Source organism: Bradyrhizobium sp. USDA 4486 (assembly GCF_054057995.1).
Genome location: NZ_JBSRZV010000001.1, coordinates 4,638,918 through 4,661,279, shown reverse-complemented (window position 1 = coordinate 4,661,279; position 22,362 = coordinate 4,638,918). Strand labels below are relative to the sequence as shown.

21 protein-coding genes and 1 pseudogene are annotated in these 22,362 nt (G+C 58.0%); 14 read left to right on the top strand and 8 right to left on the bottom strand.

Annotated features, from left to right (window positions below):
- Window positions 1-113 precede the first annotated feature (113 nt).
- Both ACVWY3_RS22520 and ACVWY3_RS22515 read right to left on the bottom strand, forming a co-directional pair.
- Complete coding sequence (locus ACVWY3_RS22520; protein ID WP_456840442.1) at window positions 114-560, bottom strand: hypothetical protein; 447 nt, start codon at window positions 558-560, stop codon at window positions 114-116.
- Between the two features lie 30 nt (window positions 561-590).
- Window positions 591-959, bottom strand: coding sequence for an antibiotic biosynthesis monooxygenase family protein (locus tag ACVWY3_RS22515; protein ID WP_456840441.1), 369 nt, complete (start codon window positions 957-959; stop codon window positions 591-593).
- A 97-nt stretch (window positions 960-1,056) separates the two neighbouring features.
- Between ACVWY3_RS22515 and ACVWY3_RS22510 the strand changes: the two genes are divergently transcribed.
- Together ACVWY3_RS22510 and ACVWY3_RS22505 are read left to right on the top strand one after the other, a co-directional pair.
- Complete coding sequence (locus ACVWY3_RS22510) at window positions 1,057-1,530, top strand: MarR family winged helix-turn-helix transcriptional regulator (RefSeq protein ID WP_456840440.1); 474 nt, start codon at window positions 1,057-1,059, stop codon at window positions 1,528-1,530.
- A 1,520-nt stretch (window positions 1,531-3,050) separates the two neighbouring features.
- A complete protein-coding gene (locus ACVWY3_RS22505; protein ID WP_456840439.1) occupies window positions 3,051-3,443 on the top strand; it encodes a hypothetical protein in 393 nt (130 codons plus the stop codon).
- An 89-nt stretch (window positions 3,444-3,532) separates the two neighbouring features.
- Here the strand turns inward: ACVWY3_RS22505 and ACVWY3_RS22500 are convergent, their stop codons facing one another.
- The 4 genes and pseudogenes from ACVWY3_RS22500 to ACVWY3_RS22485 form a co-directional block, all read right to left on the bottom strand.
- Window positions 3,533-4,129, bottom strand: coding sequence for an anthranilate synthase component II (locus ACVWY3_RS22500; protein WP_456840438.1), 597 nt, complete (start codon window positions 4,127-4,129; stop codon window positions 3,533-3,535).
- Window positions 4,126-5,520: an aminodeoxychorismate synthase component I gene (gene pabB, locus ACVWY3_RS22495; protein ID WP_456843426.1), complete on the bottom strand. Its 1,395-nt coding sequence runs from the start codon at window positions 5,518-5,520 to the stop codon at window positions 4,126-4,128. Before pabB ends, ACVWY3_RS22500 begins: the two co-directional genes overlap by 4 nt.
- A 138-nt stretch (window positions 5,521-5,658) precedes the next feature.
- A complete protein-coding gene (locus ACVWY3_RS22490) occupies window positions 5,659-5,976 on the bottom strand; it encodes a Dabb family protein (protein WP_456840437.1) in 318 nt (105 codons plus the stop codon).
- Between the two features lie 132 nt (window positions 5,977-6,108).
- Window positions 6,109-6,745, bottom strand: a pseudogene (locus ACVWY3_RS22485) (GntR family transcriptional regulator).
- A 114-nt stretch (window positions 6,746-6,859) separates the two neighbouring features.
- Between ACVWY3_RS22485 and bioB the strand changes: the two are divergent.
- From bioB to panC, 7 genes are all read left to right on the top strand, one after another.
- Window positions 6,860-7,855 carry a biotin synthase BioB gene (gene bioB / locus ACVWY3_RS22480; RefSeq protein WP_456840436.1) on the top strand — a complete coding sequence of 332 codons (996 nt, stop codon included), beginning with the start codon at window positions 6,860-6,862 and terminating at the stop codon, window positions 7,853-7,855.
- A gap of 48 nt (window positions 7,856-7,903) precedes the next feature.
- Complete coding sequence (gene panD, locus ACVWY3_RS22475; RefSeq protein ID WP_456840435.1) at window positions 7,904-8,257, top strand: aspartate 1-decarboxylase; 354 nt, start codon at window positions 7,904-7,906, stop codon at window positions 8,255-8,257.
- 74 nt (window positions 8,258-8,331) lie between these two features.
- On the top strand, window positions 8,332-9,483 hold the full coding sequence (locus ACVWY3_RS22470; protein ID WP_456840434.1) for an 8-amino-7-oxononanoate synthase: 1,152 nt from the start codon (window positions 8,332-8,334) through the stop codon (window positions 9,481-9,483).
- Window positions 9,483-10,118, top strand: coding sequence for a dethiobiotin synthase (gene bioD / locus ACVWY3_RS22465; RefSeq protein ID WP_456840433.1), 636 nt, complete (start codon window positions 9,483-9,485; stop codon window positions 10,116-10,118). Before ACVWY3_RS22470 ends, bioD begins: the two co-directional genes overlap by 1 nt.
- Window positions 10,115-11,380, top strand: coding sequence for an adenosylmethionine--8-amino-7-oxononanoate transaminase (locus tag ACVWY3_RS22460; RefSeq protein WP_456840432.1), 1,266 nt, complete (start codon window positions 10,115-10,117; stop codon window positions 11,378-11,380). The genes bioD and ACVWY3_RS22460 overlap by 4 nt, the downstream gene beginning before the upstream one ends.
- A gap of 1,293 nt (window positions 11,381-12,673) precedes the next feature.
- Entirely contained in the window at window positions 12,674-13,546 is an 873-nt protein-coding gene (panB, locus tag ACVWY3_RS22455) for a 3-methyl-2-oxobutanoate hydroxymethyltransferase (RefSeq protein ID WP_456840431.1), read from the top strand.
- A 13-nt stretch (window positions 13,547-13,559) separates the two neighbouring features.
- Window positions 13,560-14,399: a pantoate--beta-alanine ligase gene (gene panC, locus ACVWY3_RS22450; RefSeq protein ID WP_456840430.1), complete on the top strand. Its 840-nt coding sequence runs from the start codon at window positions 13,560-13,562 to the stop codon at window positions 14,397-14,399.
- A gap of 248 nt (window positions 14,400-14,647) precedes the next feature.
- Here the strand turns inward: panC and ACVWY3_RS22445 are convergent, their stop codons facing one another.
- Window positions 14,648-14,851 (bottom strand): hypothetical protein, encoded by a 204-nt coding sequence (locus tag ACVWY3_RS22445; protein ID WP_456840429.1) that lies wholly within the window; start codon window positions 14,849-14,851, stop codon window positions 14,648-14,650.
- Between the two features lie 1,144 nt (window positions 14,852-15,995).
- Between ACVWY3_RS22445 and ACVWY3_RS22440 the strand changes: the two genes are divergently transcribed.
- On the top strand, window positions 15,996-16,202 hold the full coding sequence (locus ACVWY3_RS22440) for a hypothetical protein (protein ID WP_456840428.1): 207 nt from the start codon (window positions 15,996-15,998) through the stop codon (window positions 16,200-16,202).
- A 957-nt stretch (window positions 16,203-17,159) separates the two neighbouring features.
- Here the strand turns inward: ACVWY3_RS22440 and ACVWY3_RS22435 are convergent.
- On the bottom strand, window positions 17,160-17,363 hold the full coding sequence (locus ACVWY3_RS22435; RefSeq protein WP_456840427.1) for a hypothetical protein: 204 nt from the start codon (window positions 17,361-17,363) through the stop codon (window positions 17,160-17,162).
- A 369-nt stretch (window positions 17,364-17,732) separates the two neighbouring features.
- Between ACVWY3_RS22435 and ACVWY3_RS22430 the strand changes: the two genes are divergently transcribed.
- The 4 genes from ACVWY3_RS22430 to ACVWY3_RS22415 all read left to right on the top strand — a co-directional run bounded on the left by ACVWY3_RS22430 (window position 17,733) and on the right by ACVWY3_RS22415 (window position 22,362).
- Window positions 17,733-17,990 (top strand): hypothetical protein, encoded by a 258-nt coding sequence (locus tag ACVWY3_RS22430; RefSeq protein ID WP_456840426.1) that lies wholly within the window; start codon window positions 17,733-17,735, stop codon window positions 17,988-17,990.
- Between the two features lie 300 nt (window positions 17,991-18,290).
- Window positions 18,291-19,460, top strand: a complete 1,170-nt coding sequence (locus tag ACVWY3_RS22425) for a hypothetical protein (RefSeq protein ID WP_456840425.1) — start codon at window positions 18,291-18,293, stop codon at window positions 19,458-19,460.
- 11 nt (window positions 19,461-19,471) lie between these two features.
- Window positions 19,472-21,334: a VMAP-C domain-containing protein gene (locus ACVWY3_RS22420; protein WP_456840424.1), complete on the top strand. Its 1,863-nt coding sequence runs from the start codon at window positions 19,472-19,474 to the stop codon at window positions 21,332-21,334.
- Window positions 21,331-22,362 carry an AAA family ATPase gene (locus ACVWY3_RS22415; protein WP_456840423.1) on the top strand — a complete coding sequence of 344 codons (1,032 nt, stop codon included), beginning with the start codon at window positions 21,331-21,333 and terminating at the stop codon, window positions 22,360-22,362. The genes ACVWY3_RS22420 and ACVWY3_RS22415 overlap by 4 nt, the downstream gene beginning before the upstream one ends.

Sequence of the window (22,362 nt, the reverse complement as noted above, 5' to 3'; positions counted from 1 at the left end):
ACCATCCGGCTGTTCTCCGGCGGGAGAGCTATAACATTTTAGGGCGCGTACTCATAAAGCCACGACAATACCGGGCCTCAGGTCAGTTGTCCGCGCAGTTCTGGTTGAGGTGATCAAGCGGGTTTTTGGCGCAACCATCCCTTCATTTTGAGACCGTCCCGCATGTTGAGAGCAAGAAGTGTAATGTTTGTTGCGCCCGCGACGAGCTCGATCGCCTGCACAGCATAGAACGCGGCATCGAATTCTGCCGCCTGAGCCTTGGACGCAAGGAAGAACGCAGACGGAATAAGAATCAGGATGCCGTTTCCTGCAATGAATGGCATGCGCTTGAATTTGGCCCCGATCAGTCCGGCCCGGCGAGCCTTTGCCAAGATGACACCTGTACCACCGGTCGCAGCGAGCGCCGGAATCAGCAACAAGAAACCCCACGGTATGGTGCTCTTAACCGCTGCAACTGTGGCATGGGACGCGAACAGCTCGCTGAGTACCGTCGACAGCCAAAATGTGCCGATCGTTCCGATAGCCAAGCCGCCAGCGACAGGATGGATCAACTTGATCATGAGTATCTTCCCTTCCTAAAAAGAGCAGGGCTAGGCAACGCAGATGCCGGGCACGGCAACTTTCTGGAACAGATGAGGGGAGGCTATCGCGGAGGCCGGATAGCTGGCGATTTTTGCTAAAAAGTCAGGATGGGTGAAGGCCGCGCGGAAGTGTGCGGTGGATTCCCAGACGGCGTAGTTCAGATAGGTCGAGCTGTCGCCGAGAGCTCTGTGCAGCTGAGTGGAAATGAAGCCCGGCTGTCGCTTCATGAACGCTGCGTCGTCCTGCCACGTCTTGAGAAAAGCCGCCTCATCGGCTTTGTCGAGTGTGAATGGGTTCACCAGGACGACCGAATTTGCCTCAATAGCGATCTGGCGGTCGATCGGGAAAGAAGGGTCGAGTGGGCGTAGCAGCGCCATGAGTGCCTCCATTGCTATTTGATGTGTGGTGTCTAATTGGTATTATGATCACATAACGCTTTGACATCATGATGTCAATAGAAAACGATGGTGACAAATGAAAAGAGCCAAGCGAACCCCGGAGGGTGACGCCCTGACCGACCTTGTTCTCGATCTATTCAGGCTCGACAGCCTATTGCTGACGGCCGGCGACCGTCTGGTCGCCCCACTTGGCCTAACAAGCGCACGCTGGCAGGTGCTTGGCGCCATTGTGTCCGCCGAACGTCCCCAACCGGTCGCTTGGCTCGCACGTGACCTCGGCGGCAATCGTCAAAACGTGCAGCGGATTATCAATGATCTGCACAGAGAGGGCCTCGTATCTTTTGAGGTCAACCCGCATCACCGACGGGCGCAGCTCGTCGTGCTCACTAAGAATGGACAGCGTGCCTTCGAAGCCGCAATGGAGTTGCAGGCTCCCTGGATCAACGATCTTTCAGAAGGGCTGTCGGTCAAGGATATACGGATTGTCCATCGCGTGATCACGGCCTTGCGAGATAAGCTTGAGGGCAGCCGTGAGGACAAGTCGGCCTGACATGGCAAAAGCATTGTGATTGGCCCGGCGCCCCCCCGGACTTAAGTGCCGCTACGCCAGTTCCGCAATGGCAGAATGACGTGGCTGTCCCCACGCTAGGGCGGAAGATGTGCCGCCTACAGCAGCGGTGCAGAGCGCAAGTCGTTTGCGGACAAAGGCAGGTGCCTGGGTTACGGCACGTCGACCGCGGGCATGGATGCCGCCGGGCGTGGCACGAAGCCATTTTGGTGCCGGTCACGTGCCGCGAACATGATCGCAAAAGCCGCGAGGAGGATTAGGAGAGCACGCATGCAACAAGGTTACTCGAAACGATATGTCGCAGTTATGAAACGGCTCACATCCCGTGCCTTGGCGGAGGGGCGGCTCTTACGAGCCATCCCACGCGCATAGCCTGTTGGCCAGCGAACACCTTACAAATCTTGATACTCGTTCGTTCTCGCCGGCAGCCGCCGAACAGCGCGACGATTGCGCTCAAAAAATGCATTTTCCCTTGCAGACTGCAGGAATAGTGCAACGAATTTGAATAGTAATCCGGCGATTGGCTATTCACCACGAAGGCAGCCGCCCCCTCGTGCTGCTTCCGGGCGCCATGGAGGACGGTTCATGCGCGATCATGACATTGTGTCCGGCAGCCTGTTGGCGCTGACCGCGGCTGGGCTTGCGCTGCTTTGCTCGAGCCTGCTCGCATTTGCTTTCATTTAGATCCGGGGTCGACCCTTTGGTCGCGCTAGGATCCCCGCGAGACCTCATCCAAGACGGTACGCAGCCCGACAGGGGCGCTGGTATGTTTTCCACGTATGGAGGCCCGGCGGTTGCAGATGACCTGCGCAGGCATCCGCGGGGAGCCGCTTTCCTCGAATCGCTTCATTTTCGCATGTAGTGCCCGTCTTTCTGAACGGCCGACCTGATCTCCGGGCTGGCCTTCGTGCAGTTGCCCACTAACAACGCAATTCCCCTCCATCGAACGATATAGTTAGTCTTATGATTGCGCTCGCATCACGCGTTTGTTGCGTGGGTTGCGCAGCATTTTTGCGCCAAGTTAACTTCGACGCTGCGACTACCGATCCTCGAACAATCAGACACAGGACCGCTGGAAGCCTCACCTAGCAAATCCCCGACGCGCATTGCCTTTCGGTGAGGCGGCCCTCTCAAGAGCACAGGTATGAATGTGGTTCACGGGTAATCCCCTCTACCGCCCCTCATTATTTACCTCACCACCTGCAGCGCAATGCGTAGCTCGTAAAAGTCTTGATGCGATCAAGACCCGGCTTTGGGGACAACATTGCTGAAAACGATGCAGCGGGGGGTGCGGCTTGCGGCAGCTCTTGACCACCTTCTGCTATCGCGGCAACGAGAACAACCAAAGCAGATCGAGATGATGAGAGCGGGGTGTGGCTGTGACGGATCAATCCCAAGCATCGGAGTTGCCGCCGGTCCTGCAAAGACCCTCGAAAGGCTTTCGGTGGATCTTTGCTCTTCTAGCCGTATTGCTCGTTCTTTGCGCCGGAGGAGCCTATTTTTTGACGAATATCGAAACGTTTGCCGAGGCGCTGTCGGCGCATGAAGTCGTGCCTCCTACGTTTGGCTTGTCACCTGAGGATAGGGACGTCCTTTTAGGGATCCAATCAGGGCAGCAGAAGACAGCCGGTGAAATTGCCGAGCTCAATCGCAACGTCGACGCGCAGCAAGCCGAGCTAAAGCGGATCTCGGATCAGATCACAGCCCTGACCCAAAGAATCGAGGAGCTGCACAATCCGGCGCCTGTTGCCTCTCCTGCTCCTGCTGCTTCTTCCCCACTCGTGCGCACCACATCCAAGCCGGCCAATAGAGACGTCCGGCCCCCGAAGCCGCAAGGTCCGGTTTCCGTCGGAGGCGCGCCGCTGACTGCGGAGCCGAGCACCGAACAGCGCTGATTGCCACAAAATGCCTGCCATATGACGCTGCGCCTTCCAACCAAGTCGGAAACCAACCGTCCACCATCTTGATGCGCAGGCCGAGCCTCTCATTGCTCGTCGCGGTTTCGGAAATCCTTCGTGAGTCGTAAGAAGTTCATAAGCAGGACGTGCCCCTGTGAGGTAAGTATCGACTCAGGATGGAACTGAACCCCATAGGTGGGATAATAGCCGTGCGTGAGGGCCATGATCTCGCCTTCCTCCGAACGCGCTGTCACTATGAGGTTCTGCGCACATGAGTGATCAAGCTCGACGATAAGAGAATGGTAGCGTCCGACGTCAAGCGGGGTTGGCAGCCCCTTGAATAACCCTCGGCCGTCATGCGCAACGTATGACCGCTGACCGTGCATGGGCCGATGCGCACGCGCCACCCGTCCTCCGAAAGCGCTCGCAATACACTGATGTCCAAGGCAGATGCCGAGAATTGGTAGGCGTCCTGAGAGTTCGCGAACCACTGCTGTCGATATTCCTGCCTCAGTTGGGGTGCAGGGGCCGGGCGATATGACCACCGCGCGGGGGCTGAGACCAACGAGCTCGCCGATGCTGATAGCGTCGTTTCGGATCACTTCCGTTGCTTCACTGAGCTTGCGGAAATAGCGGGCAATGTTGAACACGAAGGAATCGTAATTATCGATGATGACAATCAAAATGCACCAGCTGGTTCAGAACCAAATGCATCAAAGAGTCGCTCTGCCTTGGCGAGCGTTTCCTCGTATTCGGCCTCGGGCTCCGACAGGGCCGTTATACCGCCGCCCGCATGAAACACAGCCAGGTCACCGTCGATGGTGACAGTGCGGATCGCAATACTTGTGTCCATGTGCCCGTTGAAGCCGATGAAGCCGATCGCCCCACAATAGACCTCTCGCGCTATGCGCTCGATTTCTGTAATAATTTCCATTGACCGCACCTTTGGCGCTCCCGTAATGGAGCCCCCGGGAAAGCAAGCACGGAGCAGGCTAACGGCGTCTTCCCCTCCGGCAAGTTCCCCCGTAACGATCGACACGAGATGGTGCACCGAGGCATAGGACTCGAGATTGCACAGAGCCGGAACCTCGACCGAATGCGCAGTGCAAACGCGTGACAGATCGTTTCGCAAAAGGTCGACAATCATCGTGTTCTCGGCATGATCCTTTTCGGAAGCGAGGAGAACAGACGCACGACGGTGGTCTTCATTGAAATCAGGCGAACGCGCGATCGTGCCCTTGATGGGGCGTGTCTCGACTTGTTGCTCGTTAAGCTTCAGGAATCGTTCCGGCGAACTTGATGCGATGGTCAGCTTTCCCCATCGCAACAGGGCCGCAAAAGGCGCCGGATTCAGTGATCGTAGCTGGCAATAGAAGGCGAGCGGATCAAACGAGGTCGGCAGGCGGGTGCTGAAACGCTGCGCAATATTCGTCTGGAACACGTCACCCGCCAAGATCAAGTCGATCACGCGTTGTACCGACGCAATGTAGCCCTCGCGGCTGAAGTTCGAGCTCCAAGCGCCCGCTTTGCTGGCACAACCATTCTGTGGCGCCATTGGACGGTCAAGGAATGCTGCAAACTCATCAGCTCGACGACGCGCTCGCTCGCTCCGTCGCACGCGATCGTGCTCCGGCCATCCGGTCGAGACGATCCAGCATTTGTTATCCCGATGGTCGAAGCTGATGACCACGTCATAGAAATGCAGGATGGATTGGGGCAAACCCAGACCGGCAATTGCCGGCGCAAACAATCGCTCCAATGTCCTGTTCATGTCGTAGCCAAGGTAACCTGCCGCTCCTCCCTGGAATGGCGGGAGATCGGGACGATGCTCTTGCGGGTAGTTCGCGAGTAGCGTGCGAAGGACCTTCCATGGATCGGCCCTCAGAGTCAGTCCGTTCCAACTGGCTTGGCCGTTCGCGACCCTATAGGTGCTGAACGGGTCGCACGTTACATATGAGTAGCGCCCAAGCAGCTCGTGCCTTGCTGCGCTATCGAGAAACGTGAGATGCGATCGATGCCCAAGACGTCGCATCGCTGTGACAGGGTCAATCCACTGCAACTCGCGGACGTACATCGACTTATCGGTCACCGGCTGCTGACGTTCCATCTGTTGCCCCACCCGATGAGAGCGACGCCTGTCTGCGATGGCACGAAACTTGAGGCCGTTGCCAAATTAAGCCGGCGGTTGACCTATGCTGCCACAGCACCTCGATCATCCTGCCGTCGAGGCGAAAGGGGTATCTTTTGATACATCGTAGTCGGCCGCGAATCGCAGCTCGCGGAGCGGTCGGACCCGTTTGATCGATTCCTGGTAGAGATCGTGTGCTTTGTACGCTGCGAGCTCCGTCTCGCTGTCGAACTCACCATAGACCACGATGTCAATATCGTTGCCGAGCTGATCGGTCTTGCGGTTGCGGGCAACCTCAAGCCGGCGCGCATGTGGTATCGCGGCGAGAAGCGAAAGACCTTCGATGATGTGGTCGATATGCGCCTTGTCCTTGGCGCTGAAGAAGACGATGTGACGAATCATGGCCGTCCGGAGATGTCGCTAGCGGGGGGCATAACTATCTGGGAATAGAACCCGTTGCAATGAGGCTACTCACTTGCTGCATGCTCGTCATTTGCGATCGTCGGCGATCCGCAATGAAGCTTGCCAGATTGCTCAGGACGCCGGAAGGATAAGGCGCTCAATGGTTTGAATGTGCCGCGTCAGCAGATTACAGGCTTGATCGATGTTGCGCGTTCGCAAGGCTTGCAGAATCAGGCGGTGATCTTGATTGGAGCGCGGTCGCCAGCCGACCGATCGCGCCGTCGCGAACACCAATCGAGAATTGGCAAGCTGCAGTCCATCGAGGCTCGCGAGCAGAAGCGGCATTCCGCACGGCGCGACCAAGGCTTGGTGAAAGGCGCGGTTGGCCATCTCAAACTCCTCGATCGTCTTTGCATTGTCTCCCTCGATCATGGTGAGCTCGATCCGAGCCAAATGAGCTGTTGTGAGCCTTGGCCCCGAATGGCGCAATGCCACCACTTCGAGCGCAGCGCGCATTTCGGCGATCTCCTTCACTGAACGGGTGTCGAGCGGGGCAACCCGAACGCCGCGGCGCGGCACAGCGACAACAAGATGTTGTGCCTGCAGCTGCCGAAACGCCTCGCGCACTGGGACGTGGCTGGAATTGAATTCTCGTGCAATGTGATCCTGGCGGAGTGGTGCGCCTGGCTCTAGGGCACCGCTGATAATGCGTTCAGCGATTGAGGTCCGCGATGCGCGCGACGGTCGTCATGTTGTCAGCAGTGATCATAGATTATCTACCGCAATAACCGGTGCATTTGCGAGGCAGCTCGATTAGCATCTCTTCGAGAGCGATGACTATAGATAATTCACGCGATTATCTACAATCGAGCGGGATTGGATTATGGATGCTGCTGCGCAAGTCCAACGGAAGGAAGCAAGCAAAGGGGCGCAGGTTCGTCATCTTTGGAACGTCGAACGGGCTAAGGCGCTCTACGACCTGCCTTTTGCCGACCTGATGTTTCAGGCGCAGCGCGCTCATCGTAAGAACTTCGATCCAAACCACGTCGAAACTGCGAGCCTGCTCAGCATCAAGACCGGCGGCTGTCCGGAAGACTGCGGCTACTGCTCGCAAAGCGCGCATCACGAGACCGGCCTGAAAGCCACCCGTCTGATGCATTGCGCCGATGTGGTTGCGACCGCGCGGCGCGCCAAGAATGCGGGCGCCACGCGCTTCTGCATGGCCGCGGCCTGGCGCACGCCAAAAGATCGCGATCTCGATTCCGTCTGCGACATGGTCAACGCGGTCAAGGGACTCGGCATGGAAACGTGCGTCACGCTCGGCATGCTGACAGCGAACCAGGCCGCGCGCCTCGCCGAGGCCGGCCTTGATTTCTACAATCACAACCTCGACACATCACCCGAGTTTTACAGCAAGATCATCACGACCCGTAGCCTGCAGGACCGCATCGATACGCTGGCGCACGTGCGCGATGCCGGCATCAAGATCTGCTGCGGCGGGATTATCGGTATGGGCGAGCACATCGAGGACCGCCTAGGTATGCTCGTGCTGCTCACGAATCTTCCCAGCCATCCCGAAAGCGTGCCGATCAACCTGTGGAACAAGATCGAAGGGGTGCCGGTGGAAGACACCGCAGAGCCCCCCGATCCGATCGCGCTGGTCCGCCTGCTGGCGACCGCGCGGATCATGATGCCAAGGAGTGTGGTTCGCTTGTCCGCCGGGCGGCAATATATGAGCGATGAATTGCAGGCGCTTTGCTTCTTGGCCGGCGCAAATTCGATCTTCATCGGCGACGTGCTCTTGACCACCAAAAACCCGAAAGTTGATCGAGATGCGGATCTGCTGACCCGGCTCGGCATCACGTCCGGGCTCGCCTGACGGAAGCAGTGCGCAGCATGTTGCCGCTACATCCAGCCTAGGTGAGAAATGCAGATAACTTTGATGAAGGGCAAAATCCATCGCGCCTCAGTGACCGAAGCTGATTTGCACTATGAAGGCTCGATCTCGATAGATCGTACGCTCCTGGAGGCGGCGGGAATGGTGATCAACGAGCGCGTCGAAATCTACAATGTCGAAACAGGGGCGCGCTTTGCCACCTACGTGATCGAGGCGCCGCCGAGGTCTGGCACGATAAGCCTGAACGGTGCGGCCGCCCGACTCGCGATGCCCGGAGACAAGATCATTATCGTTGCATATGCCTCATTCGACGAGGCCGAAGCAAAGATATTTAAGCCACGCATTGTGCGTGTGGACCGAGAGAATCGCATCCTGGCAAGTTGAGCCTCAAGGCCCATCCGTCCTTCAACGGCCAACGGATCTTTTGCGTGATTTGATGCGATCGGTGGGAGCGATGAATGCGGTCAATGCAAGCAGCTAGGCTTAGTCCCTACGTCGCGGCGTTGAATGCCTTGAACGAAGATAAACGGCTGCGCTGTCTCAAGCCGCGCGTGGGGATCGATTTCGCATCAAACGACTATCTGGCGCTCGGGAGCGCCTCGCGCATCAAAAAGGCGATGGCCGCCGCGCTCGAGGCGGGCACTCCGGTTGGAGCCGGCGGGTCGCGGCTCCTGCGCGGCAATTGCGAGGAGCATGAACGTCTCGAAACGGAAGCGGCTCAGTTCTTTGGCGCGGAGGCAGCGCTTTTCTTTGGAGGCGGCTACATCGCAAATTTTGCGCTCCTGACAACGCTGCCGCAGCGCGGCGATCTGCTCGTTCTCGACGCGCTCGTGCACGCCAGTATTCACGAGGGGGCGCGAGCCGGCCGCGCAGAGTGCCAAATTCATGCGCACAATGATCCTCAGTCAGTCGAAGACGCAATTCGCGACTGGCGAACCAAAGGTGGAGCGGGCCGCGTCTGGATCGTGGCCGAAAGTCTCTACAGTATGGATGGCGACTTCGCTCCACTCGAAGAGCTGGTGGCAATCGCCGATCGCCATGATGCATTTCTGATCGTGGATGAGGCTCATGCTACAGGGGTCTACGGGCTTCAAGGACGAGGGCTCACAGCCCCTTATGACGGGCGCGACAATCTCATCGTCGTTCATACCTGCGGTAAAGCGCTCGGTGCGGCGGGTGCACTTGTTACGGTCTCCGGCATCCTGCGCGATTTCATGGTCAATCGCTGCCGTCCGTTTATCTTTGCCACGGCCCCATCGCCATTGATGGCCGTTGCAGTTCGAGAGGCACTCCTCATCCTGCAGGAGGAGCCGGAGCGGCAGCAACGGCTGGCTAAACTTGTTTCGTTCGCGCATCGGCAGATCACCTCCCATGGTTTGCGCACGCCGTCGACCTCTCAGATCGTGCCGTACATAGTGGGTGACAATGCTCATGCAATGCGACTTGCCTCTGCTCTGCAGGCGCGCGGCTTCGATATCCGCGGAATTCGGCCGCCAACCGTTCCAGCAGGGACCGCCCGTTTGCGAATTTCGTTGACACTCAATGTTGGGGAAGCGGACGTGCGCGCAATGCTCGATGCGCTTGTTGAGGTGACGAGGGGCTCGTTTTGATGAATAAGCGGATCGTCGTGACTGGTACGGACACCGGGGTCGGCAAAACGGTATTTTCCGCAGGGCTCGCCGGCCTGCTCGGCGCGAATTACTGGAAGCCGGTCCAGGCCGGACTCGAACAAGAGACCGATTCCGAATGCGTCCGCCGCCTCGGCGGCCTCTCGCCCGATCGGATTGTCCCGGAGCTCTATCGACTTCGGACGCCTGCGTCGCCCCATTACGCCGCGGAGATCGATGGCGTTCGCATAGACACAGAAGCGCTTGGACTGCCGGACAGCGGCGAGCGGCAACTGGTGATCGAGGGCGCCGGCGGACTCATGGTGCCGCTGACAGCGCGCACCCTTTACATCGACATCTTCGAACGCTGGCAGCTTCCCGTCGTGCTTTGCGCCAGGACGGGACTGGGCACAATCAATCACTCCCTGCTCTCCATAGAGGCTCTGCGGAAGCGCCAGATTCGAATCCTTGGAATTGCGTTCATTGGCGAAAGAAACGCCGAAACTGAAAGCGCGATTTGCGAGATCGGGAGAGTGCGTTGGTTGGGACGACTCCCGTGGCTTGTTCCCCTCACGGACGAAAGGCTGCAGGCCGCTTTCAAAGACTCCTTTCTTGGCAGTGATTTCCTGAACCTATGAAGATAGGCAAGAGGTCGCCGATCTGGCACCCGTTCACGCAGCATGCTCTACAGCCGGACATGACGAAGGTGCTGCGGGGAGAGGGGGCTTATCTCTACACCGAAGATGGCCGACGCCTTATCGATGCAATCTCCTCCTGGTGGGTCGTGACCCACGGCCATTGCCATCCATGCATCGTGAACGCGATCCGAGAACAGGCAGGCAAGCTCAACCAGGTCATCTTCGCCGGATACACTCACGACCCGGCTGAGCAAGTTGCGACGGAACTATTGAGGCTCACCTCCCCGGCGCTCGAGCATGTGTTCTTCTCCGATAGCGGGTCAACCAGCGTCGAAGTCGCGCTGAAAATGGCGCTCGGCTACTGGCACAATACCGGAAGACAGCGAACCCAAATTGTGGTGATGCAGCACTCGTACCATGGCGACACGATCGGGGCGATGTCGGTAGGTAGCCGAGGCGTCTTCAATGCGGCCTACGGGGCGCTGATGTTCGAGGTGACCTCGATTCCGTTCCCGGCAAGAGGTCGTGAGCAAATAGCGCTCGATGCGCTCGAAAACGCGTGTCGAAACGAACATCCGGCGGCCTTTATCGTGGAGCCCCTGATATTGGGTGCCGGTGGAATGCTGATGTATTCTCCCTCGGTGCTACGAGAGATGAAGCGAATCTGCGAAGCCTTCGATGTCCTGTTCATTGCGGACGAGGTCATGACCGGCTGGGGCCGGACGGGTAGCTTGTTTGCGTGTGAGCAGGCCGATGTCACGCCCGATATTGCCTGCTATTCGAAAGGCCTCACGGCTGGGGCGCTGCCGCTCGCCGTCACACTCTGTCGTGCCGATATTTTCGATGCGCATTATTCTGAAGATCGCACGCGTACGTTTTTCCATTCGAGCTCATATTCGGCCAATCCAGTGGCCTGTGCCGCCGCCAAGGCCAATCTGGAGCTATGGCAGCAACAGGAATATCGCGGGCGGGTGGCATCCTTGGCCAGGATGCAAGAACAGGCACTCGCGCCATTTTGCGCCGATCCACGGTTCGCAAACGTCCGACGCACAGGAACAGTCACAGCGCTTGAACTCAACACGAGCGATGGCGGCTATCTGGCGGACATCGGGCCGAAGCTTTTGGCTTTCTTCCAAGCGCGGAATCTGCTGTTACGCCCACTCGGTAACACGATCTATGTGATGCCGCCTTACTGCGTTACGGCGGCCGACCTTGATGAAATCTATGCTGCCATCCGTGACGCTGCGGACTTGCTGATGTGAGGTGCCACAAAAGGTGCAATCGTCTGCAGTGACAGGATCTTGAGACGAAAAGTGTCCGTACTGCTGCCGTTTGAGAGTGCAAGGAGGATGCTGCGCCCACGGCTAGCAAGCTAATCGTGCATTAAGCACTTGCTTTAATCGCTCCTGATCCAACTGGCGCAGCAATCCTGCGGGTTAGCTATGAAAGCGCAGCATTTAGCTGAAATGCGGGGCGAATTGTCTCAATCACGATAGCGAAATCCACTATCTTGAGGAAATTCTCGGCGAAGCATTCTGCGGAAAGTACTGCTTCGCGAGGCAGCCGCCCATCAGAGTCAAGGCTCTTTGATGGCTGTAAGACCAGGGAGACCGACCGCCGGGCGGCCGCACCGTTGGTGCGCGCGTGGTGCTGCGGTGAGGGGCAGCGGGACTTCCCAAGTAGATGTTCGACAGGAGGCGAGAATGCACATTGGCTTCCGTAATTCCCTCGACCATTCAGCCGCATGCTGCGCAATATGCGGCGGAAGGTTTGGGCTGATCCGCCATTACTGGTGGCGAACTGCCCTATGCTCCAAGAAATGCGTCAACCGCTTCAAGGCGCGACGGGAGGCCGATCAGAAATGGCTGAGATGGTTGCGAGCGGCTTAGGACTGGGCCGAGCTGTGCCGGCACCGCCCTGGTCAGACTTGTTGCGAATTCGAGTGGCCCTATAGAGCGCGTGGAAATCAAGTGACAGAAGCATCGGCAAAAATAATCGACTTCAGGGCCTACAGGGCCGGCAGGCTGGCTCGCTCTGAGCGCCTTCGCGACGACGTCTACTCGACCGCGACTCTCGCTGCGCTCACAGCGGCCTGTCACCTTTGGACCTTCCTGGTCTGCCATCCGTTCGCTTTGCTTGGCGCGTCAGCGCCGAAGCAGGAGCCTCACGAGTACCCCTAGGGACAGGCACGGAGGTGTGCCCTAAAGGCGGAGTCCCCACTGCGCGCATCTCCAGCTCGGTCCGGCTCGAGCCGTCACCGTTTGGAGAGACTGCAATCAGCCCAGAAACGCGTGCAGATGGTGGCTCGTCGCGAGCGCCGCTCCTCGATCGAGGCTTCGGTCGGCATAGTCGCTGAAACTGTAGGGGAGGACGAGCAATCGGGTGGTGAAATCGCGATGAGGAAGGTCTTGCCTCATGCTTGCGCGATCATTGGACTGTCTTTGCGCTGTTCTCCACTTCTAGAGAACTGGGATCTCCATCCTCCATGCCATTGACAGGTTTCTCCCGCCGTTCTCTAGAGGAAGCGCCGATAGTGTGTGGGGAGCGGATCCAATATGAGCCACAGTTCAGAGCAGCCTCTAGAACGTGTCACGATTCCGGCACTGCAGCAGTGGAAGGATGAAGGACGTCGTGTCGTGATGACCACCGCCTACGATGCGGTTGCGGCGCGCATCGCGGATCCCATTGTCGATATCATCCTGGTCGGCGATAGCGTTGGAAACGTCTGCCTGGGATTCGACAACACGCTGCCCGTCAGCGTGGCCATGATGAATCATCACCTGGAGGCTGTTGCGCGCACGAGGCCTCATGCCCTGCTTGTGGCCGACATGCCCTTTCTGAGCTTTCATGTCGGTTCTGAGGATACGATTCGCAATGCAGGAGGTTTTCTGCAGCGTGGCGCCGATGCTGTGAAACTCGAGGGTGGTGCCAAACGCGTCGAGATGGTACGCGCCTTGGTCGATTGCGAAATTCCTGTGATGGGACATCTCGGTCTGACCCCGCAGAGCGTCAACGTCATGGGTGGATTCAAGGTGCAGGGAAGGACAAAGGATACCGCCTTGCGGCTGCTCGATGACGCGCACCGTCTGCAGGAAGCCGGCTGTTTCGCTTTGGTCCTGGAGGGGGTCCCTGCCGAGCTCGCGGCGCGAGCGACCGAATTTCTCACGATACCCACCATCGGGATCGGAGCAGGACCCGATTGCTCGGGCCAAGTGCTCGTGTTCCATGATGTTTTGGGGCTAACCGAAGGCCACCGCCCCAAATTCGTTCGTGCCTATACAAATGGATTCCAGCTGTTCCAGGAGGCGCTGTCGCGCTGGGCTGCCGATGTCCGCAAAGGTGCATTCCCGGGCTCAGAGGAGTGCTATCGGCTTCCTGATCAGCTTCGCCATGCCATCGCCAATTGGGTGCCCTCCAATTCAACCTGAAGCAAGGTAAGAAATGCAAGTCATTACGAAGCTCGCTGAGCTGCGTCGGGCCCTTGCAGACGTCCGCGACGCCGATAAGCGCATCGGGTTCGTTCCAACGATGGGATACCTGCACGACGGCCACCTATCCCTGATCTCGGCTAGCCGTGGACACTGCGACGTCACTGTCGTTAGCATCTTCGTCAACCCCACTCAGTTCGGCCCAAATGAGGATCTCAGCAGGTATCCTCGCGACTTCGCGCGCGATGAAGCCTTGTGCCGTAATGCCGGCGTGTCCATCATCTTCGCGCCAGGTGCAGAGGAGATCTATCCGGCTCAGTTTGAGACCTTTGTCGAGCCGGGCGAACTCGCAAAACCGCTCTGCGGAGCTTTCAGGCCCGGACATTTTCGTGGTGTAGCGACTGTCGTCTGCAAGCTATTCAACATGGTGCAGCCGGACGTCGCTTACTTTGGACAGAAGGATTTTCAGCAATGCGCTGTGATACGCCGCATGACGGTTGATCTGAATCTTCCGATCGAGATTGTCACCGTGCCAACCGTGCGGGAGCCAGACGGGCTGGCAATGAGCAGTCGCAACCGTTATCTCAGCCCGGAAGAACGCGGTCGGAGCCTTGCGATCAGCCGTGGCTTGTTCGCCGCAGCGCAAGAGTTTGCCTCAGGGGAGCGCGACGTGGCAACGCTGATTGCGCTTGCAAGAAAATATTTGGATAGCGTCAATCGACTCCAGTATCTCGAGCTTGTCGACGCTGGGACCCTCAGGATTGCCGAGAGCCCGCTGCGCCATCCGGCGGTGCTCTGTGTCGCAGCGTACGTCGGCTCGACTCGGTTGATCGACAACGTAGTCCTTTCCTAGCCGCCGCCGTAGCCAGATCCGCAAGCGACTGCGCCCAGAAGCAGTCGAACCCGATCAGTGGGCCCTGAAATCCTCAACATCCTGAAAAGAGCTCTCGAACGCGATCCGAAATTGCTCCTTTGGCTCCTGAACGACTGCCCCACGCTCGAGCACCTGATGTCGGTTGATTGGCTCTGCCGCTGACAAGTGGAGCGAGACGGGCCGCTCCACGCTGCCGAGAGCAGCCAAGCGCGGATTCGCTTTTCGTACTATGACTTCGGCGGCTCGCTCAGACGTTCCGGGCCATTCTGACCGCTTTGCGCGCTTTCTACGACGTGGCGCAAAGTAATTGCAGAAAGTCGCACAACCAGCTGTTTGAGGCGCGCAATTTCCTGCTTGCACCGCTCCAGCTCGTACTGTTCGGCCGTCATCACAGATGTTGTGCGACGTTGGCTGCTGCTGAGATGATTCATGTAGCTCCCTTTCCCATTCGACAAACACAGCAGAAAGTCTGAACAGCCCAGTCGCTTCTCTTCGCTGAAGGAGGCGCCTCGCCGTCAGATCGGAGTTTTCACATGCAGCCGGCGGCGGGCTGGTTTGCTAGCTCACTCCCCTGCAAAGGGCTCGCGCCCAGCTCGCTGATGCGACCGCACTTTCGGCGGCGCCATCTCGCTCATGGCTCATGCTCAGTTGCAGTAATGGCTCAAAATATGGCCGTGGAATATGCCGCCCTCCGGCTGCGTGTGATCGCTCTGGGCGGAACTGTAACAAAATCGCAATATCGAATAATGCAAGGAGCCGCACTCTCGCGCTCAAATCCTGCATTACGGCGGACGCCCCGATGAATTTTCACACGACGTTCGCGTGCCCGCGCTGGGGTACTTCGGCTACACCAATGCGCCTGCAAGCAAGCGGGCATTCCCAAAGGAGGCCCGCTCAAAATCGTGTGCTGCCGCTACGTGCGATAATCAATAGCCACACGCCCATGACCATGAAATTGCTTCACGATCGCAAGACGACTTCCCCAAGCTGCATAAAGCCGAAGATCGCCAAGAGCGGCTAGGGGGCGAGTCACTGGTCAAAGATCGTAGGCGTCGAATCTTGGCGCGATTTCGTCGTCAAACACGGGCCGGGCGCTGGTTTTTGGCGTGAAGATATGCTTCATCGCAACAATTGATCGCGATGTCCCTCTACAGTGCAAGAGGCGAAGCTTCGGGCTTGGTTGGGCGCGGCAGGCGCGATAAGCGGCAAATCCTCTGGTCGCAATTAAACCTGATGAGGTCCGCAACCGAACTGGCACCGTCCGAACACATTGGCCTGCTGCAGCCGGCCAGCCAGTCCGGCGCCCAATAGAAGTCCAAAGCCCTGCGTAATCGCAGGGCGTCGCGTTGGGCTCTGAGCTCTGCCAAACTACCGGAGAGAAGCGACGAGAGAAGCAAAAGCACGCCGATTAAGCGAGCTGCCGCAATTGATCAGCGATCGCAGAGATGCTGGACATTGCGCCGCCGTGAAAATCGGCTGACCCGCAGTCCCGAAGCCTCATACGATCCGATGTACTTGCGTTGCGGTCCAGCAAATGTCCATTATCTTCCTCGATGGGATGAGGGAGATCTCCCAATGCTGGACGGTGCCACGACCGCGCTCCTGCGCACGATCCTGGAGGAGGTTTGCGAGAACGTCCCCTCGTATGACGCCGGCGTCCGCGCCTACGTTGCCTCCAAAATCCTGGAGGCGGCCACCAGAGGTGAGACGCGCCCCGATCTGCTTAGACAGATCGGTCGGGAAGCTCTTTCCAAAGCGCCAACGATGTGGCGATACACCTAGGACCCGGCTTTGTCATTGAGGTGAATTTCCAAATCACAGTGCTGAAGATCCTGGCCCGTTCTCTAGGTTCGCGCCGTCGCGTCGCCTGCGGCGTAGCGATCCGTTCAGCTCGCAGAGGTCTATTGTGCTCGCAAATCGATGGCGGCCTACGTCACCCAAGACGCAGCGTCATCCGATGGAGCATTGTCATGGCGCATCCTTTCGCGCGCAGCGGACGCGAACGGATCCGCGTGTTGAAGTTCATTGTTCATGTCGTGGGCGATATTCACCAGCCTGCGGCGGTCGGTTGCCGATTGAGAAGCAGCACGCGGTGTCCGTCGGCTGCGCGTTCAACGGGACCTTTGTACGATGGACACGGGCGCAGTGTCTTATCGTTGCGGTCGAGCGTTCCTGGCCGCAGGAGTTGATGCGCTCTTATACACATCGCATGTGCAGGCTCGAACGATCACACAATCTGGCATCTCGAATGCTCTGCGCAAAATCAAACCTTGTTTTCCCGCGAAGCGGTGAGCATCCGCTTTATCAGTTCGGCTTGTTCAGCGGTTAGATTGGCTGCCAAGCTGGTCCCGATCAACGCTGGCCCCTTACGTTCTCGATCTTAAAGCATCCAATCCTTCCCGCCCTTCCAAACGAAGAATCCGTTTTGCGAACAAGCGCCGTCAGTCAATCTTAGTCCCCCGAGGTCATTGCCACGATACGTCACGATAGGCCCATGCAAGCCGCCGAGCGCATTTGCATATGTGAGTCAGTAGGCGGGTTGCTCGCTGCGAGCGGCCAAGCGTTGAAACAAGAGAGCAGCTCGCACAAAAGGCAGCGCATCCAAGCCTTGGCGCACGCATCCTTCGCAACGATACCGGTGAGGCGTTATGCTCATAACATTCATCCGCAAATGCGGGCGAAGTCAGCCTTCGGTGCCGGAGTGCCGTCAACTCACGCGAGGCGGTGCGCCGTTGCTGTTTACTCCTGTGGGAGCGCCGCAAGTGCCTTTTCGATCACTGTGATTTCTTGACTGACCTGAGCGATTGTTTCCTTCGGATCAGTTCCGGTAACGCGGTTCAACTTCTGCAGTAGCTCCCGCCGATGCGTCAGAAGGTTCTCCAGCGCGCTGCGGTTGTTTAGTTTCACATAGCCGTCCACAATCAATCCAATCGAAAGAGACATCGAAACTCTCAAACAAACCTGTTCTCAACGAAGCTGCATATAGCACATCGGCAGATGATGTTCAGCTCGCCGGGAGAGAATACTGGCGGGCGAGCTTGTTGGCGACAAGCTTCCGCCACCCGCGGCCTGCCGACTATTCCTTGCGCCTTACAAGCGTCCAGCTCTGTTTGAGGGACTAGCGGAGCCGAAAAACGGCGCATGGCGAGCCAAAAACGCTGCGGATCGTCGAAATGGAAATGCTAGGAATGATATCACGAACTGCTATGCAGAACGGCTTTCGAGATGCGATGACAGGCGGCGCGCTAATCGAGGACATGCTCGCCTGAATATCTCTTTATAGACATTGCGACGACGTCAGGAGCGTCCAGGATGCTCGATGAATACTTCGCCCGCATTCGTGCTTACCGCAACAATATCCATCGCTATCGTCGCCTGCTGAAGTCGAACCTGTCGGATGTCGAACGCCAGTTCATCGAAAAACGTCTCACCGAAGAGCAGACCGCGCTCGAGTCTCTTTCGGCCGAAACCTTCCCGCTCGCGTTTGGCCTTCGGAAAGGCGCCGGACATGCCGGCGAGCTAGGCCCGGAGCCGCGAACGACGCGCGCGTCCGGGACCCCGGCGGCCTGATCTGCCCGCTCGGGGCGCGGTGGCACCCCAGTTCTACTCAGGGATGCTCAAATTGGCCGACGAAATCGGATTAAAGATCAATATGTTAGTTTGAGTGTTTCTGGGGCGCGCACGTGACTGATATGGTCGCGCAGGCGAGCGGCCATTTGTCTCGTCGCGACGAGCGGGCTCGTGAACGGATAGCCTGGCTGAGTAGGTTGAGCGTGCGCATTCCGTCCGCGTTCAAACAGAACGCCACCGATTGAAGACGTGCAGGGGTCGCGGTAGGCTCGTGCAGGTGGTGATCAGCGGAGTCCTATCATGCCGCAAGGATCTATTCTTCTTGTGCACGGCACTGGTGTTCGCCTTGGCAATTACGAGAAGAGCTTCGAGGTCGCCGTGAAAACGGCCAGCGAGTGCAGCTTGGGACGGAATTTGTTCCCCTGTGCTTGGGGAGACCCGCTCGGGGTTGAATTCGAAGGGCTTTCTCTTCCGGATGTTCCGACTGCGGAAGTCGAGCGCAAGGCGGAAGAGGATCTCGCTCAGTGGATCTGGATCCTAGATGATCCGCTTGTCGAACTCTCCTTGCTCGCAATTCCCGATGGAAGCGCTGCAAAGGCAGGCGTTCTGAATCCGGAAGGACCAACACCCGCCGAGCAAAATCTCGAACAGGTGAGGGCGTACGCTCCGAGCCTGGAGTTCCGGCAATTGCTCGCTCGCGGTGGCCTTGAGGATGTTTGGGAGCCCGCTCGAACCCGGATTTTATCCGATAAAGTCACCGAGCGCGCATTTGAGGCGTCCGAGCATGAACCTCAAGAGGCGTTCCGCGCGCTCGCCCGAGCTTTGGTGGCGCAGCTGCATGTGGAAGCTGTCTCTCGCTCGCGCCCCGCTCTGTCTGCCGTTCACCGCGAGAAGCTGGTGCAGCGGCTCTTGATTGACTGGAAGCAACAGGTGTTCGGGATAAGCGACCGATTTCTCAATTTTGTGGCGCGCGCCGGGACGAGATACGTCAGAGATCGTCGCAACGCGCTCAATGCCGTCGCGGCTCTCCCGCTCGGAGACGTCCTGCTTTATCAGACCAACGGAGCCAAGATCCGCTCGTTCATCAAGAGTAAGATTGAGTCCTGTCCTGCGCCAGTGACCATCGTCGCACATAGCCTCGGCGGCATCGCCTGCGTGGATCTGCTGGCTTTGGGCGACATTCCGAAGGTCGATGGTCTCGTGACCCTCGGCTCCCAATCGTCGTTCATGCACGAGATAGGTTCGCTTTCCTCATTGAAAGCTGGAGAGAAGCTGCGCGAAGGCTTTCCGAGATGGCTGAATGTCTTCGACAGAAATGATTTTCTGAGTTTCTTCGCCTCAAGGATTTTTCCCAATGCGATCGATTTCGAGGTCGCCTCAGGGCAACCCTTCCCTGAATCTCACAGCGCCTACTTTGGCAACGAAGTCGTCTGGACCAGGATCAGAAGTTTCATCGCCGGGCAGGAATAATGAGAGAGATTGTGGCCGTAATCGTTGGAATCGAGAAATATTCCCGTAGCGGAATCGATATCTCCTCGCCGTTTGCTAATGCGATGACTGCTGCTCGCCACCTCTTGGGGATGGGCGCCAAGGCAAAGAACATTCATCTTCTCGTCAATCGGACCTCATCGTCAGACGGGTATAGGGGCGAAGTGGACATCGAGAGATTTCGGGCCGAGGGCGTAACAGTCCTGGAGGAACCGACGAAGGCGGCTATTCTCAATGAACTGGCCTCCCTTCCAGCTGGGATACCGCCGGACTCGCGGTTGTTCTTATACTGGTGCGGACATGGATATGCCGGCGCAGGAGATCGGATCCTTCTTTGCAGCGACTACGATGCTGCGAGATGCGATGACCGCACATTCAATGCCACACGGAGATTCCGTCGGCTCGGCTCCCACCCGGAATACACTTGTTTCACCGAGCAGATCTTTCTGGTCGACGTCTGCGCAAGGTACAGCGACACGATCGATCCGGACCAGCTTTCGGTCACCGGGCAACGCCACGCAAAACAGGTCGCAGCTTTCGCCACGCGGGAAGGGGGGTACTCCAGAGGCGGATTTTCTGACGTCGCGCTGGATTGGCTCGGTCGGCAGAAAACCTGGCCTGACACGGGTATTGTGCTCAAGACACTCCTACCTGAGCTGGATAAAGCCAAGCTGAAGCCGTTCACACTTGATGCCGATGACGAGGGGACGACGATCGCGGGCCGGCGGTTCGGCGGAGCCTCCGCACGGTCATATCCGCCCCACGTGTTGGAGATGCAGGCGCTGCTTGCCAGCGCGAATTTGAGTTCGCAAACAATCCGCCACTCCTATGAGGCGACCCTTGCAGATTTGAGACTGCCGGTGGAAGGTGATCCCGACCTGGTCCAGATGCTCGCCGAGCTCGCGGAAATGTTGGATGCGGAGGAAGTTACGGACATATCGGACGCCTTCCTGCAATTCGTGACGAGGCTCAGTTTCGATCCTGAGGGCGCGCCTCTGAAACGTTGGCTTGAGGAGTTGCCAGCACCACTCGCGTACCGGCGAAACTCGGTCAGGGAGAGATTAGCCGCCGAAGCCGACGAGAAGCTGCTCATCGTTGAAATTGACGGCAATGAACGCGCAGACCCTTCGCTTCTTTCCGCATTTGCATGCACACGGGCGGGGAAGTGGCTGAATGTTCCGCCTTTCCAGCGGCAGTTAGCGGATTGGGATGACCTGAGCGCTGCCGTGAACGGCGCGCTCGACTCCATGGTTCAGAAAGGAGTCCAGATCAGCGAGATCCAATTCGTGGTGCGGCCGTTCCTCTTTCATCACGAATTCCACAAGATATCGCGGCCCAACGAGGGCGAACTAGGTGAGCACTACGTCGTGGTGCTGCGCGACAAGTATCGAGCCTATCAAGATCCGCCGCCACAAGCCGTTCTGGCTTACAAGCAGGCAATGGCGAAATGCTCTCCGGACAAGATCAAGCTCATACAGATTCCCAGCGAAGCAACCAAGCTGCCGCAGATGTTTTCTGGTGATCAAGGCTTCTGCTATGCCGGCTTCATTTGCGGGCCCGATCCTCACGCGGAAACAGCTCGCCGCGATATTCTACGACGCGTGGTGCTGCGCGGAGTTGGTTACGCTTATTGGCTTCAGAAGGAGCCGGTCTGCGGCGGAGACTGGACGATCGCACTGAAGAAATATCTTCTAGACGCCCTAGCCGGTGTGGGGCAGCTCAAAGACCTTCCAAGCTGGATTCGTAACGGACGGCAGGAATGCAACGAGTTGGCGGTGCACGGGGCCTTGCTATGGGACGATCCTGATTTCAAGCCATTTTCGAAACTCTCATCTCCTTCGCGAACGAGCACATGACACAAGACTGGAAGATATTTACCGGCAAAGACGCAGAACAGACCGACAGGCTCTACGATCTTCCGCCGGCGCCGCCATGGCGGTTCGCTGGCCGCAACAGCCAATTATCGCGTCCCGCGGGGCTGGACTTGGCCTCCGAGAAGAAGAGGGCCGATCCCTTTATTCCCACTGAACCGATGAGGATGGCTGTCAATGCTGCCCTCTATCTCAGGCGCCCGCTGCTCCTTACCGGCAGGCCAGGAACTGGCAAATCGACCCTCATTTCGAAAGTTGCTTACGAACTCCGCCTTGGATCTGTCATCCGTTGGCCGATCTCCTCGAAATCTACAGTGAAGGGCGGGATCTACGAGTATGACGCGGTTGGCCGCCTCCAAGCGAGCAAGACAAAGGATCCGCCTGTGGAGGACTTCCTCCGCCTTGGCCCCTTGGGTACAGCGCTGATGGGCCAGACCTGGCCGCGGCCTCTCCTCATCGATGAGATCGACAAGTCCGATCTGGATTTCGCCAACGATTTGCTGAACGTTATTGAAGAGGGTACCTATGAAATCCCCGAGCTCGTGCGCTTGAAGCCAAAGCCGACGACAGCCCGATCCCGCAAGCGCGGCACGAATGCGCATGAAGTCCGGGTGCGAGACTACTTTGGAGATCTGGTCACGATCGTCGACGGAAGGATCGTGTGCGGCGAATTTCCTTTTGTGGTCATCACTTCGAATGCTGAGCGCGATTTTCCTGCTCCTTTTCTGCGCCGCTGCATCAGATTGAACGTTGCCCAGCCCTCCGAGACACAACTGGCTGACATCGTCGAATCACAGCTCGGCAAGTACGAGGATGAGGATCGCACGAATAAGAGACGTCACCTTATCCAGGAATTCGCGGAACGGCTGGCTAAAAATGAGGATCTCGCAACGGACCAGCTGTTGAACGCCATGTTCCTGACGGTCTCGCTAGCCGATGGTACGAGATCCTTCGACAAGGAGGAACTCGAACGGCTGAAGCAAAACCTTCTCCGCTCACTCACCGCGAGCTGA

What these genes read in the sequence shown, in the direction of transcription:
- panD (WP_456840435.1), top strand. Translation starts at nt 7,904, where the DNA reads ATGCAGATAACTTTGATGAAGGGCAAAATCCATCGCGCCTCAGTGACC.
- ACVWY3_RS22445 (WP_456840429.1), bottom strand. Translation starts at nt 14,851, where the DNA reads ATGAATCATCTCAGCAGCAGCCAACGTCGCACAACATCTGTGATGACG.
- ACVWY3_RS22460 (WP_456840432.1), top strand. Translation starts at nt 10,115, where the DNA reads ATGAAGATAGGCAAGAGGTCGCCGATCTGGCACCCGTTCACGCAGCAT.
- ACVWY3_RS22510 (WP_456840440.1), top strand. Translation starts at nt 1,057, where the DNA reads ATGAAAAGAGCCAAGCGAACCCCGGAGGGTGACGCCCTGACCGACCTT.
- panC (WP_456840430.1), top strand. Translation starts at nt 13,560, where the DNA reads ATGCAAGTCATTACGAAGCTCGCTGAGCTGCGTCGGGCCCTTGCAGAC.
- ACVWY3_RS22470 (WP_456840434.1), top strand. Translation starts at nt 8,332, where the DNA reads ATGCGGTCAATGCAAGCAGCTAGGCTTAGTCCCTACGTCGCGGCGTTG.
- pabB (WP_456843426.1), bottom strand. Translation starts at nt 5,520, where the DNA reads ATGTACGTCCGCGAGTTGCAGTGGATTGACCCTGTCACAGCGATGCGA.
- ACVWY3_RS22520 (WP_456840442.1), bottom strand. Translation starts at nt 560, where the DNA reads ATGATCAAGTTGATCCATCCTGTCGCTGGCGGCTTGGCTATCGGAACG.
- ACVWY3_RS22515 (WP_456840441.1), bottom strand. Translation starts at nt 959, where the DNA reads ATGGCGCTGCTACGCCCACTCGACCCTTCTTTCCCGATCGACCGCCAG.
- ACVWY3_RS22490 (WP_456840437.1), bottom strand. Translation starts at nt 5,976, where the DNA reads ATGATTCGTCACATCGTCTTCTTCAGCGCCAAGGACAAGGCGCATATC.
- bioB (WP_456840436.1), top strand. Translation starts at nt 6,860, where the DNA reads ATGGATGCTGCTGCGCAAGTCCAACGGAAGGAAGCAAGCAAAGGGGCG.
- ACVWY3_RS22425 (WP_456840425.1), top strand. Translation starts at nt 18,291, where the DNA reads ATGCCGCAAGGATCTATTCTTCTTGTGCACGGCACTGGTGTTCGCCTT.
- ACVWY3_RS22435 (WP_456840427.1), bottom strand. Translation starts at nt 17,363, where the DNA reads ATGTCTCTTTCGATTGGATTGATTGTGGACGGCTATGTGAAACTAAAC.
- ACVWY3_RS22415 (WP_456840423.1), top strand. Translation starts at nt 21,331, where the DNA reads ATGACACAAGACTGGAAGATATTTACCGGCAAAGACGCAGAACAGACC.
- ACVWY3_RS22430 (WP_456840426.1), top strand. Translation starts at nt 17,733, where the DNA reads ATGCTCGATGAATACTTCGCCCGCATTCGTGCTTACCGCAACAATATC.
- ACVWY3_RS22440 (WP_456840428.1), top strand. Translation starts at nt 15,996, where the DNA reads ATGCTGGACGGTGCCACGACCGCGCTCCTGCGCACGATCCTGGAGGAG.
- panB (WP_456840431.1), top strand. Translation starts at nt 12,674, where the DNA reads ATGAGCCACAGTTCAGAGCAGCCTCTAGAACGTGTCACGATTCCGGCA.
- bioD (WP_456840433.1), top strand. Translation starts at nt 9,483, where the DNA reads ATGAATAAGCGGATCGTCGTGACTGGTACGGACACCGGGGTCGGCAAA.